At 66.2% G+C, this 15182-nt stretch carries 12 protein-coding genes; 3 read left to right on the forward strand and 9 right to left on the reverse strand.

Annotated features, from left to right (window positions below; genetic code table 11):
• Window positions 1-8 precede the first annotated feature (8 nt).
• A complete protein-coding gene (locus tag ACYVH8_RS09540) occupies window positions 9-632 on the forward strand; it encodes an isochorismatase family protein (protein WP_460488622.1) in 624 nt (207 codons plus the stop codon).
• A 25-nt stretch (window positions 633-657) separates the two neighbouring features.
• Window positions 658-1206, forward strand: coding sequence for an Lcl domain-containing protein (locus tag ACYVH8_RS09545; protein ID WP_460488623.1), 549 nt, complete (start codon window positions 658-660; stop codon window positions 1204-1206).
• Between the two features lie 64 nt (window positions 1207-1270).
• Here ACYVH8_RS09545 and ACYVH8_RS09550 read toward each other — a convergent pair whose 3' ends face one another.
• The 9 genes from ACYVH8_RS09550 to ACYVH8_RS09590 form a co-directional block, all read right to left on the reverse strand.
• Window positions 1271-2314, reverse strand: a complete 1044-nt coding sequence (locus ACYVH8_RS09550) for a TRAP transporter substrate-binding protein (protein WP_460488624.1) — start codon at window positions 2312-2314, stop codon at window positions 1271-1273.
• Window positions 2315-2383: 69 nt separating this feature from the next.
• The gene (locus tag ACYVH8_RS09555; RefSeq protein WP_460488625.1) at window positions 2384-4357 is read right to left on the reverse strand and encodes an ABC-F family ATP-binding cassette domain-containing protein; all 1974 of its coding nucleotides are present in this window, start codon (window positions 4355-4357) and stop codon (window positions 2384-2386) included.
• Window positions 4354-5229 carry a 50S ribosomal protein L3 N(5)-glutamine methyltransferase gene (prmB, locus tag ACYVH8_RS09560; protein ID WP_460488626.1) on the reverse strand — a complete coding sequence of 292 codons (876 nt, stop codon included), beginning with the start codon at window positions 5227-5229 and terminating at the stop codon, window positions 4354-4356. The genes ACYVH8_RS09555 and prmB overlap by 4 nt, the downstream gene beginning before the upstream one ends.
• An 11-nt stretch (window positions 5230-5240) precedes the next feature.
• On the reverse strand, window positions 5241-6386 hold the full coding sequence (dapE, locus tag ACYVH8_RS09565) for a succinyl-diaminopimelate desuccinylase (RefSeq protein WP_460488627.1): 1146 nt from the start codon (window positions 6384-6386) through the stop codon (window positions 5241-5243).
• A 7-nt stretch (window positions 6387-6393) separates the two neighbouring features.
• The gene (locus ACYVH8_RS09570) at window positions 6394-7536 is read right to left on the reverse strand and encodes a PilT/PilU family type 4a pilus ATPase (protein ID WP_460488701.1); all 1143 of its coding nucleotides are present in this window, start codon (window positions 7534-7536) and stop codon (window positions 6394-6396) included.
• Between the two features lie 213 nt (window positions 7537-7749).
• Window positions 7750-8574: a 2,3,4,5-tetrahydropyridine-2,6-dicarboxylate N-succinyltransferase gene (gene dapD / locus ACYVH8_RS09575; RefSeq protein ID WP_460488628.1), complete on the reverse strand. Its 825-nt coding sequence runs from the start codon at window positions 8572-8574 to the stop codon at window positions 7750-7752.
• A gap of 51 nt (window positions 8575-8625) precedes the next feature.
• Window positions 8626-9846 carry a succinyldiaminopimelate transaminase gene (dapC, locus tag ACYVH8_RS09580; RefSeq protein WP_460488629.1) on the reverse strand — a complete coding sequence of 407 codons (1221 nt, stop codon included), beginning with the start codon at window positions 9844-9846 and terminating at the stop codon, window positions 8626-8628.
• Between the two features lie 75 nt (window positions 9847-9921).
• A complete protein-coding gene (locus ACYVH8_RS09585; protein WP_460488630.1) occupies window positions 9922-10674 on the reverse strand; it encodes an MHYT domain-containing protein in 753 nt (250 codons plus the stop codon).
• A gap of 108 nt (window positions 10675-10782) precedes the next feature.
• Window positions 10783-11451, reverse strand: coding sequence for a PilZ domain-containing protein (locus ACYVH8_RS09590; RefSeq protein ID WP_460488631.1), 669 nt, complete (start codon window positions 11449-11451; stop codon window positions 10783-10785).
• A gap of 206 nt (window positions 11452-11657) precedes the next feature.
• On the opposite strand from ACYVH8_RS09590, the gene smc reads away from it, so the two are divergent.
• Entirely contained in the window at window positions 11658-15173 is a 3516-nt protein-coding gene (smc, locus tag ACYVH8_RS09595; protein WP_460488632.1) for a chromosome segregation protein SMC, read from the forward strand.
• Window positions 15174-15182 lie beyond the last annotated feature (9 nt).

Here is a 15182-nt window from a genome sequence, read left to right on the forward strand (position 1 = left end):
GAAACAGGATGCTGCTCGAACCCGAAGACTCCCAACTGCTGCTGGTCGATTACCAGGGCAAGCTCATGCCCGTCATCCACGAAGGCCCAGGCGTGCTGGCCAATGCCCGCCGTCTCGCGCAGATGGCACGCCTGTTCAAGCTGCCGACCTTCGCCACCGAAGAAAACCCGGCCAGCCTGGGTGCGACCGTGCCGGAGTTGCAGGCCCTGATCGCGCAGGCCGGCGGCAAGACCTTTGCCAAGATGAGCTTCAGCGCGGTGGCCGACGGCCTGGCCGAGCTGCTGCGTCCGCCGGCGCGTGCCCCGCAGGGCAATGCGCGCAGCCTGCCCAAGCATTTGCAGAAATCCGCCCAACCTGCGTCCGAGCGCAACACCATCGTCATCGCGGGTTGCGAGGCCCATGTCTGCCTGCTGCAGACGGCGCTGGATCTGCTCGACGACGAGTTCGAGGTCTGGGTCGTGACGGACGCCTGCGGTTCGCGTACGGAACGCAACCGCGATGCGGCCTTCGACCGCCTGGCCGGCGCCGGGGCCGAGCTGGTGACGACCGAGATGGTGGCCTTCGAGTGGCTGCGCTCGGCCGGGCATCCGGCTTTCGAGGATGTGCTCCGGGTGGTGAAGGCGGGCGCCTGATGCCCGGCGCCTGCAAAGGCGGATCATGAAGCGTGTTCTATCGACAGGCCTGTTCTTGCTGCTGGCTGGCCCCGCCGCCGCGCAGACCACGTCCCTGACGGCGGCCAGTCCGGCCCCGACGGCCGACGGCCGCTACGTGATCGATCCGCGCAGCAAGCTGGCCTGGCCCCGCTGCGTGGAGGGCATGGCCTGGAATGGCAAGACCTGCACCGGACAGCCGCGTGAGATGACGCATGGCGAAGCCGTGGCCCTGGCCACGGCCCGTTTCAAGGCCGAAGGCGTGGCCTGGCGCTTGCCGCGCCTGACGGAATTGCGACGCTGGGCCGCCAGTGAGCAGGGCCGGGCGCTGTTTCCCGCCGCGCCGCAGGACTGGTACTGGACCAGCACCTCGCGGATCGACACGACGCAGGCCAATCCCTACCATTACGGCAACATTCAACAGGGCCGTGCCGGCACACAGGACCAGTTGGGCGTGCAGCAGGGCTGGGCCCTGCACATGGGCACCGGAGAAGCTCGGGGCGATGTGGGCCGGCGTACCCCGCTGGTGGTCAGGCTGGTGCGCCCGCAGTTCTGAAGTAGCCGCAGCCGGATGTAAAAAAAGCGCCCGTCGGGCGCTTTTTTCATCGGGGGCGGGTCGTTCAGGCCTTGCCGTGTTTGGCGATCAGGGCCCGGGCGGTGTCCAGCAGCTTCTTGCCGTCGAAACCGCGCTTGTCCATGTCGGCCACCCATTCTTTTTCTACCGCCGCCGAGCGTTTGACAAACTCCTGGGCTTCGGCCTGGTTCAGGGTGTAGATGGTGTTGCCGCGCTCGACCGCTGACTTGCGGCCCGGGATGTCGCTTTCCTGCTGCTGCCTGCCCAGCCAGGCCGAGGTGGCCAGACCGGAGTTGTTGTCGATGACCTTCTTGAGGTCCGGCGCCAGTGACTCGTACTTGGCCTTGTTCATGGTCATCACGAAGGTCGTGGTGTAGAGGCCCGGGTGGCCGGCCGGGAACTCGGTGTGAAACTTGGTCAGCTCGTGCACCTTGACGGCCGGCACCACTTCCCAGGGGATCACGCAGCCGTCGATGGTGCCCTTGGACAGGGCGTCCGGGATCTGCGGCAGCGGCATGCCCACCGGCGTGGCGCCGACCGCCTGCAGCAGCTTGGTGACCTGGCGGGTCGGGCCGCGCATCTTCAGACCCCTGAGGTCGTCCGGGGTCTTGATCTGTTTGCTCTTGGTGTGGAACATGCCGGGGCCGTGCACGTGCAGGGCGATCGGGTGCGTGTCCTTGAACTCGTCCGCCGCGACGGTCTGCATGTATTCCCAGTAGGCCTTGGAGGTGGCCTCGGCGTTGTTGAGCATGAAGGGCAGTTCGAACACTTCGATGCGCGGGAAACGGCCGGCCGTGTTGCCAGGCAGCGTCCAGACCACGTCGACCACACCGTCGCGGGCCTGATCGTAAAGTTGCACCGGCGTGCCGCCCAACTGCATGGCCGGGTAGGCCTCGAACTTGATGCGGCCACCCGATTCTTTCTCGACCTTGTCCATCCAGGGCTTGTGCATGGTCAGCCAGACGGCCGACAGGGGCGCCATGAAGGTATGGAACTTGAGGGTCACGCTCTGCTGGGTCAGGCCCAAGGTCGGGACACCGAGCGCGGCAGCAGCTGCGGTGGATTTAAGCAGGGAACGGCGCTGGATCATGGTGGGCTTCCTCGGTTTGTCAGGCGGACCTTAGCTGAAATTCGCAGGGGCAGGTGCTGGGGCTTTCCCTCAAACTCCGGACCAGGCTGCATCCAGCGTGTTGCCGAGTTCCAGCCAGCGCTCTTCGAGTTGATCGAGTTCGTCCTGAAGCGCGCCCAGGCGCTTGCCGAGTTCATTGATCTCGTCGATGCCGGGTTCACCGGAGAGCCGTTCTTCCAGCGCGGCTTTTTCCTGGCCCAGTTCGGCCATGCGGGCCTCGCACAGTTCCAGTTCCTTGCGCAGCTGGCGGCTGCGGTTGTCCTCGCGCCGCGGGCGTACGGGCTCGGCGACAGCTGCCACCGGGGGCGGTGGTGCGCTGGCGGCAGCGGATGCAGCCGCATGGGCTTCCTTGAGGGCCTCGCGCTGGCGCTTGGCCTCGTCGAGCAGGTAACGCTGGTAATCGTCCAGGTCGCCATCGAAGGGGCTGATGCCACCGCGTGAGACCAGCCAGAACTCGTCGCAGACGGCGCGCAGCAGGGCGCGGTCGTGGCTGACCAGCATCACCGTGCCTTCGAATTCGTTGAGCGCCATGCCCAGGGCCTCGCGCGTGGCCAGGTCCAGGTGATTGGTGGGCTCGTCCAGCAGCAGCAGATTGGGGCGCTGCCAGACCAGCATGCACAGCACCAGACGGGCCTTCTCGCCGCCGCTCATGGTGCCCACGGTCTGCTTGACCTGGTCACCCGTGAAATTGAAGCTGCCCAGGAAGCTGCGCAGGTCTTGCTCGCGCGTGGCCTGGCCGCTGAGCGCGCCGCGGGCCGTGGTGTCCTTGACCAGGCGGATCATGTGCTCCAGCGGCGTGTCCGGCGGGCGCAGCACGTCGAGCTCCTGCTGGGCGAAATAACCGATGGACAGGCCCTTGCCCTCGATGATCTCTCCCGCCAGCGGGGCCAGGTCGCGCGCGATGGTCTTGACCACGGTGGACTTGCCCTGGCCGTTGGCGCCCAGGATGCCGATGCGCTGGCCGGCCAGCACCGACTTGCCGACGTTTTTCACGATCACCGTGGGCGGTGTGCCGACGGGTGCATCTTCTGGTGGCGGGTAACCGAAGGCCAGGCCCTGCATGGACAGCATGGGATTGGGCAGGTTGGCCGGTTCCTTGAACTCGAAGGTGAATTCGGCCTCGGCCAGCAGCGGGCCGATCTTCTCCATGCGGTCCAGGGCCTTGACGCGACTCTGGGCCTGCTTGGCCTTGCTGGCCTGGGCCTTGAATCGGTCGATGAACTTCTTCAGGTGAGCGATCTTCTCCTGCTGCTTGGCGTAGGACGCCTGCTGCAGTTCCATCTTCTCGGCCCGCATGTCCTCGAACTTGGTGTAGTTGCCGCCGTAGCGATTGAGCTTGGCGGTTTCGATGTGCACCGTCACGTTGGTCACGGCGTCCAGAAACTCGCGGTCGTGGCTGATGACCAGCATGGTGCCGGTGTAACGCTGCAGCCAGGCTTCCAGCCAGACCAGGGCGTCGAGGTCCAGGTGGTTGGTGGGTTCGTCCAGCAGCAGCAGGTCGGAGGGACACATCAGCGCGCGCGCCAGCTGCAGGCGCATGCGCCAGCCGCCGGAGAAGCTGTTGACGGGCTTGTCGAGCTCCGTGGTGCGAAAGCCCAGGCCCAGGATCAGCGCCTGCGCACGGGCCGAAGCGTCATGGGCGCCGGCATCGTGCAGCTCCATATAGGCGTGCCCCATGCGCTCGCCGTCGTCGGTGGCTTCGGCGGCCAGCACCTCGGCTTGCGCGGCGGCCAGGCGCGTGTCGCCGGCGATCACGAAGTCGGTGGCGCTCTCGGCCGTCTCGGGCATGTCCTGGGCCACCTGGGCCAGGCGCCATTGCGCCGGGATGCTGCAGTCGCCGCTGTCCTCGTGCAGGGTGCCGTTGAGCAGGGCGAACAGGGTGGACTTGCCGGCGCCGTTGCGTCCCACCAGGCCGACTTTTTCGCCGGGATTGACGGTGACGGAGGCAGCATCGAGCAACACCCTGGCGCCGCGGCGCAGGGTGACATTTTTCAGGGTGATCATTTTTTCAGCAGCGCTTCGCGCGTTATCAGCAGGACTTGTTCGTCGCCTGCACTTGTTTCCAGCCAGGCAGCTTCCAGGCGCGGGAAAGCCGCCTCGAAGTGCTCGCGCTCGTTGCCGATCTCCAGGACCAGCACGGCGTGTTCGCTCAGCTGCGCCGGGGCCTCGGCCAGCAGGCGGCGGATGAAGTCCATGCCATCGCTGCCACCGGCCAGGGCCAGCTCGGGTTCGGCGCGGTACTCGGCGGGCAGGGCGGCCATGCTCTGCGCATTCACGTAAGGCGGGTTGCACAGGATCAGGTCGTAAGGGCCCTGCACCTGGGCCAGCCCGTCGGACCGCAGCAGGGTGATGCGGTCCTGCAGACCGTGTTTGTCGACGTTGATGCGGGCCACGGCCAGGGCGTCGTCCGAGAGGTCGGCAGCGTCCACCGTGACGTCGGGCCAGGCCAGGGCGGCCAGCACGGCCAGGCTGCCGTTGCCGGTGCACAGGTCCAGCACGCGTTGCGTGTGCAGGCCCAGCCAGGCGTCGATGTTGCCGTCGGCCAGCAGTTCGGCGATGAAGCTGCGCGGCACGATGGCGCGTTCGTCCACGTAGAAGGGAACGCCCTGCAGCCAGGCCTCGCGGGTCAGGTAGGCCGCAGGCTTGCGCGTGCTGATGCGTTCTTGCAGCAGGGCGGCGACCTTGGCCTGCTCTTCCGGTCTGACCGGGCGATCCGCCACCGCGTCGAGCTCATCGAGCGGCAGGCCCAGCTGCCAGAGCACCAGCCAGGCGGCCTCGTCAAAGGCATTGCTGGTGCCGTGACCGTAGGCCACGCCGGCGGCGGTGAGCTGCTTTGCGCCGGCCTCGATCAGTTCGATCACGGTCGGCAATGTCATGCTGGCAGGGCTCATTGCGCCAGCTTTTCCAGCACACGCCGGTAGATGTTCTTCAGCGGCTCGATGTCGGCCACCGGAACATGTTCGTCGATCTTGTGGATGGTGGCGTTGGTCGGACCGAGTTCGATGACCTGCGGGCAGATCTGGGCGATGAAACGGCCGTCGCTGGTGCCGCCGCTGGTGGAGAGCTCGGTTTCGATGCCGGTTTCGGCGCGGATGGCCTCGCGCACCGCGTTGACCAGGGTGCCCGGGGTGGTCAGGAAGGGCAGACCGCCGATGGTCCACGTGAGGTCGTACTCCAACTCGTGCTTATTCAGTACGGCAGTGAGTCGCTGCTGCAGGCTTTGCGGCGTGGACTCGGTGCAGAAGCGGAAGTTGAAGTCCACCACCACGGCGCCGGGGATGACGTTGCTGGCGCCGGTGCCGCCATGGATGTTGCTGACCTGCCAGGTCGTGGGCGGGAAGAAATCGTTGCCCCGGTCCCATTCGATGGCGGTCAGCTCGGCCAGCACCGGGGCGAACTGGTGGATGGGGTTGCGGGCCAGGTGCGGGTAGGCGATGTGGCCCTGCACGCCCTTGACCGTAAGCTTGCCGCTCATGGTGCCCCGGCGGCCGTTCTTGATCATGTCGCCGGTGCGCTGCACCGAGGTGGGCTCGCCGACGATGCAGTAGTCCAGCTTCTCGCCGCGCGCCTTCAGTGCTTCGCAGACCTTGACCGTGCCGTCCACGGCCGGGCCTTCCTCGTCGCTGGTCAGCAGCAGGGCGATGTTGAGCGGGGCCTGGGGCTGGGTGGCGAGGAACTCCTCCACGGCGACCACAAAGGCGGCGATCGAGGCCTTCATGTCGCTGCTGCCGCGGCCGTAGAGCATGCCGCCACGGTGCGTGGGTGTGAAGGGGTCCTGGCTCCACTGCGCCACCGGGCCGGTGGGGACCACGTCGGTGTGGCCGGCAAAGGCCAGCAGCGGCGCGCCGGGCCGGGTCAGACGCTTGGCCCAGAGGTTGGTGACGCGGAAATCGGCCGGACCGCTGACGATGGTCTCGCAGACAAAACCCAGCGGCTGCAGGCGTTCGGCCAGCAGGGCCTGGCAGCCGGCGTCATCCGGGGTGACGGAGGGACGTGCGATCAGCTGTTCGGTCAGTTGCAGGGTACGGGACATGCGGGGCTCAGTGCTTCACGTCCAGCGTGATCTCAGTAAAGGACGGCTCGTCATCCACATGCTCATCTGCGGCCTGGGCGGCCGGTTTCTTGAAGTCATTTTGCAGGCGCCACATGAGGTTGGTGGGCGAGTCGGAATTGGCCAGGCCTTCCTTGCGGTCGACCACGCCGTCTGTGATGAGGCGGGCGATGTCCTGTTCGAAGTTCTGCGAGCCTTCGGCCATGGCTTTTTCCATGGCCTCCTTGATGCTGGAGAAGTCGCCCTTCTCGATCAGGTCCGAGATCAGCTTGGTGTTGAGCATGATTTCCACCGCCGGCGTGCGGCTGCCCGTCGTGGTGCGCAGCAGGCGCTGCGAGACGATGGCCTTGAGCGCACTGGAGAGGTCACCCAGCATGGTCTGGCGCACTTCCACCGGGTAGAAGCTCAGGATCCGGTTCAGGGCCTGGTAGCTGTTGTTGGCGTGCATGGTGGCCAGGCAGAGGTGGCCCGACTGGGCGTAGGCGATGGCGGCCGACATGGTCTCGCGGTCGCGGATTTCACCGATCATGATCACATCGGGCGCCTGGCGCAGCGCGTTCTGCAGGGCCGTGCCCAGGTTCTTGGTGTCGGCGCCGATCTCGCGCTGGTTGACCACGGAACGCTTGTTCTTGAACAGGTATTCGATCGGGTCCTCGATGGTCAGGATGTGGCCCGAGGCGTTCTCGTTGCGGTAGTCGATCATGGCCGCCAGCGTGGTGCTCTTGCCCATGCCGGTGGCGCCCACCATGAGGATCAGGCCGCGCTTTTCCATGATGAGGTCGTCCAGGATGGGCGGCAGCGAGAGCGAACCCAGGGAGGGGATCTCGCCCGAGACGAAACGGATCACGGCCGCCACCGTACCGCGCTGGCGCATGGCGCTCAGACGGAAGCGCCCGACGCCCTGCAGCGGGAAGCCCATATTGAGTTCGCTGTAGGCGTCGAGCTCGGCCAGGCGTTCTTCGGGGATGATTTCGGCCAGCAGGTTGCGCGGCGCATCGGCCGGCAGGGCCTGGTTGTTGATCGGCACGCACTGGCCGTTGATGCGGATGAGCGCCGGCGAGTGGGCCGAAAGATAGATGTCCGAGGCTTTTTTCTCGGACATCAATCGCAGGATCCGTTCCATCGTGCCCATCGTGCTCATTTTCTTTCTCCGATACTGGTAAGCCTCGTCATGGAAACCGGGTCGCCGCCGGGCCGCCCCAAGGCGACCACGGCCCCCTCGGGGCTGAGGCCCGCAGCTCCGAGCCTGCCTGCGCAGGCTGGGACCGGACGAAGAGCCGTCGCGTCTTGCGACGGCACGTTCAGCGCAGCGCACGAAGGGGCAAGCGTGGGGGCCATGTGATGATCAGTCGCGCAACAGGTCGTTCAGGCTGGTCTTGGAGCGGGTCTGCGCGTCCACGCGCTTGACGATCACGGCGCAATACAGGCTGTACTTGCCGTCGGCGCTGGGCAGGTTGCCCGAAACCACCACCGAGCCGGCCGGCACGCGGCCGTAATGGACTTCGCCGGTGGCGCGGTCATAGATCTTGGTGCTCTGGCCGATGTACACGCCCATGGAGATGACCGAGTTCTCCTCGACCACCACGCCTTCGACGATCTCGGAACGCGCGCCGATGAAGCAGTTGTCCTCGATGATGGTCGGACCGGCCTGCACGGGCTCCAGCACACCGCCGATGCCGACGCCCCCCGAGAGGTGCACGTTCTTGCCGATCTGGGCGCAGGAACCCACCGTGGCCCAGGTGTCCACCATGGTGTTCTCGTCGACATAGGCGCCGATGTTCACGTAGCTGGGCATCAGGATGGCGCCCTTGGCAATAAAGCTGCCGCGGCGGGCCACGGCCGGTGGCACCACCCGCACGCCGGTGGCAGCCATCTCTTCAGCAGTCAGGTGGGCAAACTTGGTCTGAACCTTGTCGTAGAAGCCCAGGTCGCCGGCCTTGATGACTTCGTTGTCCTTGAGGCGGAAGGACAGCAGCACGGCCTTCTTGATCCACTGGTGCACGGTCCATTTGCCGACGGACTCGCGCGTGGCCACGCGCAGGCGGCCCTTGTTCAGTTCGGAGATGACGTGTTCGACGGCTTCGATCACTTCCTTGGGCGCGGACTTGACGGAGATGTTGGCGCGGTTGTCCCAGGCGGCTTCGATGGTCTGTTGCAGTTGCTGGCTCATTGTTTTTCCTAATCAGTCGGGGACAGGGCTGAAGATCTGTCCCGCAAGGTTTCAAGTTCTGGATTTGACAAACTGGACGATACGTTCGGCCGCTTCCGCGCATTCGGCGGTTTCGGCCACCAGCGCCATGCGCACGCGCCCGGCGCCGGGGTTGAAACCGCGGGCCTCGCGCGCCAGATAGCTGCCGGGCAGAACAGTGACATTGTAAAGAGCGTAGAGATCGCGTGCGAAATCGGTGTCGCTGCCCTTCACGCCGGCCCACAGGTAGAAGGCGGCATCGGGCAGGGCCACGTCCAGCACGGCGCTGAGCATGGGGGTGACCTGGGCGAATTTCTGCCGGTAGAGGTTGCGGTTCTCGATGACGTGCGTCTCGTCGTTCCAGGCCGCGATGCTGGCGGCCTGCACCACATGGCTCATGGCGCTGCCGTGGTAGGTGCGGTAGAGCAGGAAGGCCTTCATGACGTTGACGTCCCCGGCCACGAAACCGCTGCGCATGCCCGGCACATTGCTGCGCTTGGACAGGCTGGTCAGGGCGATCAGGTTCTTGAAGTCCTTGCGGCCGAGGCGGGCGGCGGCTTCCAGCCCGCCCAGGGGCGGCTCGTCGCGGAAGTAGATCTCGCTGTAGCACTCGTCCGAGGCGATGATGAAGCCGTAACGGTCGCTGAGCTCGAAGAGCTTTTCCCACTCGTCCAGCGGCATCACGGCCCCGGTCGGGTTGCCGGGCGAGCAGGCGAAGATCAGCTGGGTGCGGGCCCAGACCTCGGCGGGTACGCTGTCCCAGTCCACGGCGAAATTGCGTGCCGGGTCGCTGGGCACGTAATAGGCATCGGCGCCGGCCAGCAACGCAGCGCCTTCATAGATTTGATAAAACGGGTTGGGGCAGAGCACGAACGGGCCAGCCCCGTCTGCGCCGGTACGGGCGCCGGGTTTGCTGCCGTCCACCACGGTCTGCGTGAGCGCGAACAGGGCCTCGCGTGTGCCGTTGACCGGCAGCACCTGCGTGGCGGGGTCCACGCTGACACCGTAACGGCGCTGCAGCCAGCCGGCCGCGGCCTGCCTCAGCGCCGGTTCACCGGCCGTGGCCGGGTAGCCGGTCAGGCCGGTGTCCAGGGCCTCGGTCAGCGCGCGTTTGATGAAGTCGGGGGTGGGGTGCTTGGGCTCGCCGATGCCCAGGCTGATGGGACGGTAGGCGGGGTTGGGGGTGATGCCGGAAAAAAGCTGTCGCAGCCGCTCGAAAGGGTAGGGCTGCAATCGTCGGAGCAGGGGGTTCATGCGGGGAATTATCCCGGAACTCCCCGGCACCACCGGCGCCGGGCGCCGCAGGGCGGCACCCGGATGCCCTCCGCGTCAGTGTTTTTTCGGTGCGCCCAGGAATTTCTGCGCCAGCAGGTCGATGGACAGTACCAGGGTGATGCCGACGGCCATGACCAGTACCACCTGGGGCAGGTCGGTGGACACAATCACCCCGAAGCTGCGGGGCAGGCTCTGGCGGTCTGCCGTGGTGCAGACGAAATCAGCTGCCGCCATGCCGGTGTAGTGCATGGCATTGACCGCAGCAGCCATGATCACGGCCGCCAGCACGCGCAGCGCCAGGGGCTTGGTGTTGAAGGCCAGCCAGAGGGCGGCCGTGGCCGCAACGACGGCGATCAGGACGGAGACCAGCACCAGGACGAAGGACCAGCTGATGTAGCCGCCGAAGCGCATGCCGTACATGCCCAGGTAATGCATCACGGCCACGCCCAGACCGAGCGAGGCGCCGCCCGTCAGCAGACGGCCACGGTTGGACGGGTCGCGTGCGACATAACTCAGGCCAAAACCGGTGGCGAGGCAGACCAGCAGCAGGGAGGTGATCGTCTCGGTCATGGCGTAACCCACGCGCAGGTCCATTTTCAGGGCGCTCATGCCGATGAAGTGCATGGTCCACACACCTATGCCGCCCAGGGCCAGCGTGGAGGCCAGCAGATCGAAGCTGTTGATCTTGCCACTGGGGGCGATGATGCGTCGGGCGGCCGTCAGGGCGACGAAGGAACCAGCGAAAGCGATCAGGAAAGAAAGGAAGACGTAAGTGCTGTCGTAGCTGGAAACGACTTCAGGATTCATGGGTTTGCTCCAAATAGTGCAGCGCCATGCTAATGAGTTTGCAGTGGTTGCGCTTGGTCGCGAAAGATTTCCCCGTCATTCCATGGAGAAGTACACAGCTTTGCCGGCTCAGCCCTGCGGGGTCTGGGTCAGGTAATGCAGGACCAGCTTGTCCTGCTGGCTCAGGCCGTGGAAGGCCATGCCGGTGAAGTGAGTTTCGCCGTCCGCAGCCCGGTGGCTGTGGCAGACCGAGGCCTTGAGCGCCAGGGTGACGGACTCGCCTTCGACCATGCAATGGATGCCGAGGGCGATGACCTTGCCCACGGCGGCGATCTGCGCCGGGGTGCTGATCATGGCGCCTTGCAGGCTGATGTCCAGCAACTGGCCGGCCTGGCTCAGCTCGCCGCCCTGTGCCGTGACGGGCCAGCCGGTCTTGGTGCGCAGGGACTGGCGCACCTGGCGCGCGTCGACCTGGGTCGGGTAGGCCAGCAGGGCGTAGACAAAGGGCTTCTCGTAGGTCTGCAGGACCTTGCTGATGAAGGAGAACTCGTGCTGGCCGGTGAAACCGCGCACGATGCAGACGTCACCCTCGGTCAGGCCGGTGTCCTCACCCTCGGGGCCCTGCGGGCCGACCATGACACCGCGGTTTTCGATGGCGCCGAAGAGCTGGCCTTCCTTCTTGCTGGCCCCTTCCACCAGGCGGCGCACCTGCAGCGCGATGCCAGGCCGCAGGCCGAGCTCCTTGAGGGAAATTTGCTGCACATGGTTCTGTGGCATTTCGCTGGCGGCCTGATTCATGGTGGATGGACTTCTATGAGGAGCAGGTCAAAACCGGTGAATCTACACGGTCCGTCCGCTGACCGCCATGACGCGGGGCATGGCAATGCATATGAATGCAACGTCCCGGGTTTTCCCGTAGCACAAATCCCACGGGAGCGCGCGATTTTCGTACGGGCCGGGACGGTATGATTTCAGGCTGTTCCCGCCATCAGACTGTTCTCAACGTGCGTCTCACTTCCATCAAGCTTTCCGGGTTCAAGTCCTTCGCCGAGCCGACCAACTTCATGCTGCCCGGGCAGCTGGTGGGCGTGGTCGGCCCCAACGGCTGCGGCAAGTCCAACATCATGGACGCCGTGCGCTGGGTGCTGGGCGAGAGCCGTGCCAGCGAGCTGCGCGGCGAGTCCATGCAGGATGTGATCTTCAACGGCACCACCACACGCAAGCCGGCCAGCCGTTCCAGCGTGGAACTGGTCTTCGACAATGCCGACCACCGCGCCGGCGGCCCCTTCCGTGAGTATTCAGAGATCGCCGTCAAGCGCGTGTTGACGCGTGACGGCACCAGCAGCTACTACATCAACAACCAGCCCGTGCGCCGGCGTGACATCCAGGACGTGTTCCTGGGCACCGGTCTGGGTCCGCGCGCCTACGCCATCATCGGCCAGGGCACCATCAGCCGCATCATCGAATCCAAGCCGGAAGAACTGCGCCTCTTCCTGGAAGAGGCCGCCGGCGTTTCCAAGTACAAGGAGCGCCGTCGCGAGACCGAGAACCGCCTCTCCGACACGCGCGAAAACCTCACGCGGGTGGAAGACATCCTGCGTGAACTCAACGCCAACCTCGAGAAGCTCGAACGCCAGGCCGAGGTTGCGCAGAAGTACAACACCCTGCAGTCCGACGTCTCGCTCAAGCAGCAGCAGCTCTGGTTCCTCCGGCGCTCCGAGGCCGAGGCCGACCAGACCCGCATCAAGCAGGAGGGCGAGAAGGCCGTCATCGAGCTCGAATCGCGCGTGGCCGACCTGCGCCACATCGAGGCCGATCTGGAGACCATCCGTCAGGCCCACTACGCGGCCGGCGACCAGGTCAACCAGGCCCAGGGCCTGCTCTACGAGGCCAGCACCGAAGTGGGGCGTCTGGAGGCCGAGATCCGTTTCGTGGTGGAAGGCCGCCAGCGCGTCGAAGAGCGCCTCATCACCCTGAAGGAGCAGACCGCCCAGTGGGCCACGCGCAAGCAGGACGCCCAGGCCGAGGTCGAAAGCCTGGCCGAGCTGGCCCTGGTGGGCGAGGAGAAGACCACGGAGCTGGCCGCCCAGCTGGAAGAGCAGGCCCAGGCCCTGCCGGACATGGAAGAGGCCCTGCGCCAGGCCCAGAGCCGCGCCAACGAACAGCGTGGCAGCGTGACCCAGGTGCAGCAGCAGATCCAGGTGCTGGCCGCCGAGCAGCGCAGCATCGAGGAACAATCCCGCCAGCTGAACCAGCGCCGCGAGCGCCTGGACACCGACCGCAAGGCCCTGGCCGCCCCTGACGAGGCGCGCCTGCAGAGCCTGCAGGCCCAGCTGGCCCAGGCCAGCGAAACCGCCAGTGTGGCCGATGTGCGCCTGCATGAGTTGCAGGACAGCGTGCCGCAGCTCGACGAGGCACGCCGCACCCAGCAGGACACGGTCAACACCGAATCGGCCCGCCAGGCCGACCTGTCGGCGCGCATGGAGGCGCTCAAGGCCCTGCAGGAGAAGGTCAAGACCGACGGCAAGCTGCAGCCCTGGCTGGCCAAACACGGCTTGGCGGACCTGCAGGCCTTGTGGACCAAACTGCACATCGAGCAGGGCTGGGAAAGTGCCCTGGAAGCCGCCTTGCGCGAGCGCATGGGCGCACTGGAGGTCAGCCGCATCGACATGGTCAAGGCCTTCGGCAATGACGCGCCGCCGGCCAAGCTGGCCTTCTACAGCGCCCCCTCGGCTGCCGCGCCTGAAAAAGCCGTTGGCCTGCCGCGCCTGGCCGATCTGCTGCGTGTGAACGACGCCGGCCTCAAGGCCGTGCTGGTGGACTGGCTGCAAGGCTGCTATGTGGCGCAGAGCTTCGAGGAAGCCCTGGCCCAGCGTGCGCAGCTGCAGCCGGGTGAAACCCTTTATGTGAAGAGCGGCCACGCCGTCACCGCCCACAGTGTGAGCTTCTACGCCCAGGATTCCGAGCAGGCCGGCCTGCTGGCCCGCGCCCAGGAGATCGAGAACCTGGAAAAGCAGCTGCGCGCCCAGTCCCTCATCAACGAAGAAGCACGCAGTGCCCTGGTGCGTGCCGAGTCCGCCTATGCCGACGCCTCGCAGCGCTTGGTGGTCGCGCGCCGCGAAGCCAGCGAAACGCAGAGCCGCGCCCACGAGCTGCAGGTCGAGACCCTGCGCCTCACACAGCTGGCCGAGCAGACCCGCGCGCGCAGCGAGCAGATCGCCGGTGACCTGGCCGAAGTCGATGCCCTGCTGGAAGAACTGCAGGAGCGCCGTTTGGCCGCCGAAGGCCGCTTCGAAGAACTCGACATGCAGCTGGCCGACAGCCAGGAACGCCACGCCCAGCTTGACGAGCGCGTTCTGGAGGCCGAGCGCAAACTGAATGCCTGCCGCGAGCAGCAGCGCAGCCTGGAGCGCCAGGCCCAGGAGGCCACCTTCTCGCTGCGCACCCTGGATGCGCGCCGCGCCGAGCTGGCGCGCGCCATCGAGACGGCCGAGCAGCAGGCGGCCTCCATCACCGGTGAAGAGCAACGCGCCCGCGACGAACTGGCCCGCCTGACCGACGCCGCGGCCCAGGCCGGTTTGCAGAACGCCCTGAGCCTGAAGCTGGAGCGCGAACAGGCCCTGGGCGCCAAGCGCAGCGAATACGACGACCTGACCAACAAGCTGCGCGCCAGCGACGAACGCCGCATCAAGCTCGAGCGCGAACTCGACCCGCTCAGGCTGCGCATCCAGGACATGCAACTCAAGGAACAGGCCGCGCGCCTGGGTTTCGAGCAGTACGCCCAGTTGCTGGCCGACGCCCAGGCCGACCTGGAGGCCGTCGCCAAGTCCATCGCAGACGGCAACGTGCGCCTCACCGGCCTGCAGGGCGAGATCGACCGCCTGAACCGCGAGATCGCAGCCCTGGGCGCCGTCAACCTGGCCGCGCTCGAAGAGCTGGCCAGCGCGCGCGAGCGCAAGCACTTCCTGGACGCCCAGTCGGCCGACCTGAACGACGCCATGAACACGCTGGAAGACGCCATCCGCAAGATCGACGGCGAGACGCGCGAACTGCTGGCGGGCACCTTCAAGACCGTCAACGAGCACTTCGGCAAAATGTTCCCCGAACTCTTCGGCGGTGGCCAGGCCCGGCTCATCATGACCGGCGACGAGATCCTGGACGCTGGCGTGCAGGTCATGGCCCAGCCGCCCGGCAAGAAGAACCAGACCATCCACCTGCTCTCGGGCGGCGAGAAGGCGCTGACGGCCATCGCCCTGGTGTTTGCCATCTTCCAGCTCAACCCGGCCCCCTTCTGTCTGCTGGACGAGGTGGACGCGCCGCTGGACGACGCCAACACCGAGCGTTATGCCAAGCTGGTGAGAAGCATGAGCCGTGGCACCCAGTTCCTCTTCATCAGCCACAACAAGATCGCCATGGAAATGGCCGAGCAGTTGATCGGCGTGACCATGCAGGAGCAGGGCGTTTCGCGCATCGTGGCAGTGGACATGGAATCCGCCGTGTCCATGGCCGAGGCGGCCTGACGCGACCCG

Source organism: Curvibacter fontanus (assembly GCF_054780335.1).

Bases quoted from the DNA above. Each gene is read 5' to 3' on its own strand.
- ACYVH8_RS09540 (WP_460488622.1), top strand. From the start codon at position 9: ATGCTGCTCGAACCCGAAGACTCCCAACTGCTGCTGGTCGATTACCAG.
- ACYVH8_RS09545 (WP_460488623.1), top strand. From the start codon at position 658: ATGAAGCGTGTTCTATCGACAGGCCTGTTCTTGCTGCTGGCTGGCCCC.
- ACYVH8_RS09550 (WP_460488624.1), bottom strand. From the start codon at position 2,314: ATGATCCAGCGCCGTTCCCTGCTTAAATCCACCGCAGCTGCTGCCGCG.
- ACYVH8_RS09555 (WP_460488625.1), bottom strand. From the start codon at position 4,357: ATGATCACCCTGAAAAATGTCACCCTGCGCCGCGGCGCCAGGGTGTTG.
- prmB (WP_460488626.1), bottom strand. From the start codon at position 5,229: ATGACATTGCCGACCGTGATCGAACTGATCGAGGCCGGCGCAAAGCAG.
- dapE (WP_460488627.1), bottom strand. From the start codon at position 6,386: ATGTCCCGTACCCTGCAACTGACCGAACAGCTGATCGCACGTCCCTCC.
- ACYVH8_RS09570 (WP_460488701.1), bottom strand. From the start codon at position 7,536: ATGGGCACGATGGAACGGATCCTGCGATTGATGTCCGAGAAAAAAGCC.
- dapD (WP_460488628.1), bottom strand. From the start codon at position 8,574: ATGAGCCAGCAACTGCAACAGACCATCGAAGCCGCCTGGGACAACCGC.
- dapC (WP_460488629.1), bottom strand. From the start codon at position 9,846: ATGAACCCCCTGCTCCGACGATTGCAGCCCTACCCTTTCGAGCGGCTG.
- ACYVH8_RS09585 (WP_460488630.1), bottom strand. From the start codon at position 10,674: ATGAATCCTGAAGTCGTTTCCAGCTACGACAGCACTTACGTCTTCCTT.
- ACYVH8_RS09590 (WP_460488631.1), bottom strand. From the start codon at position 11,451: ATGAATCAGGCCGCCAGCGAAATGCCACAGAACCATGTGCAGCAAATT.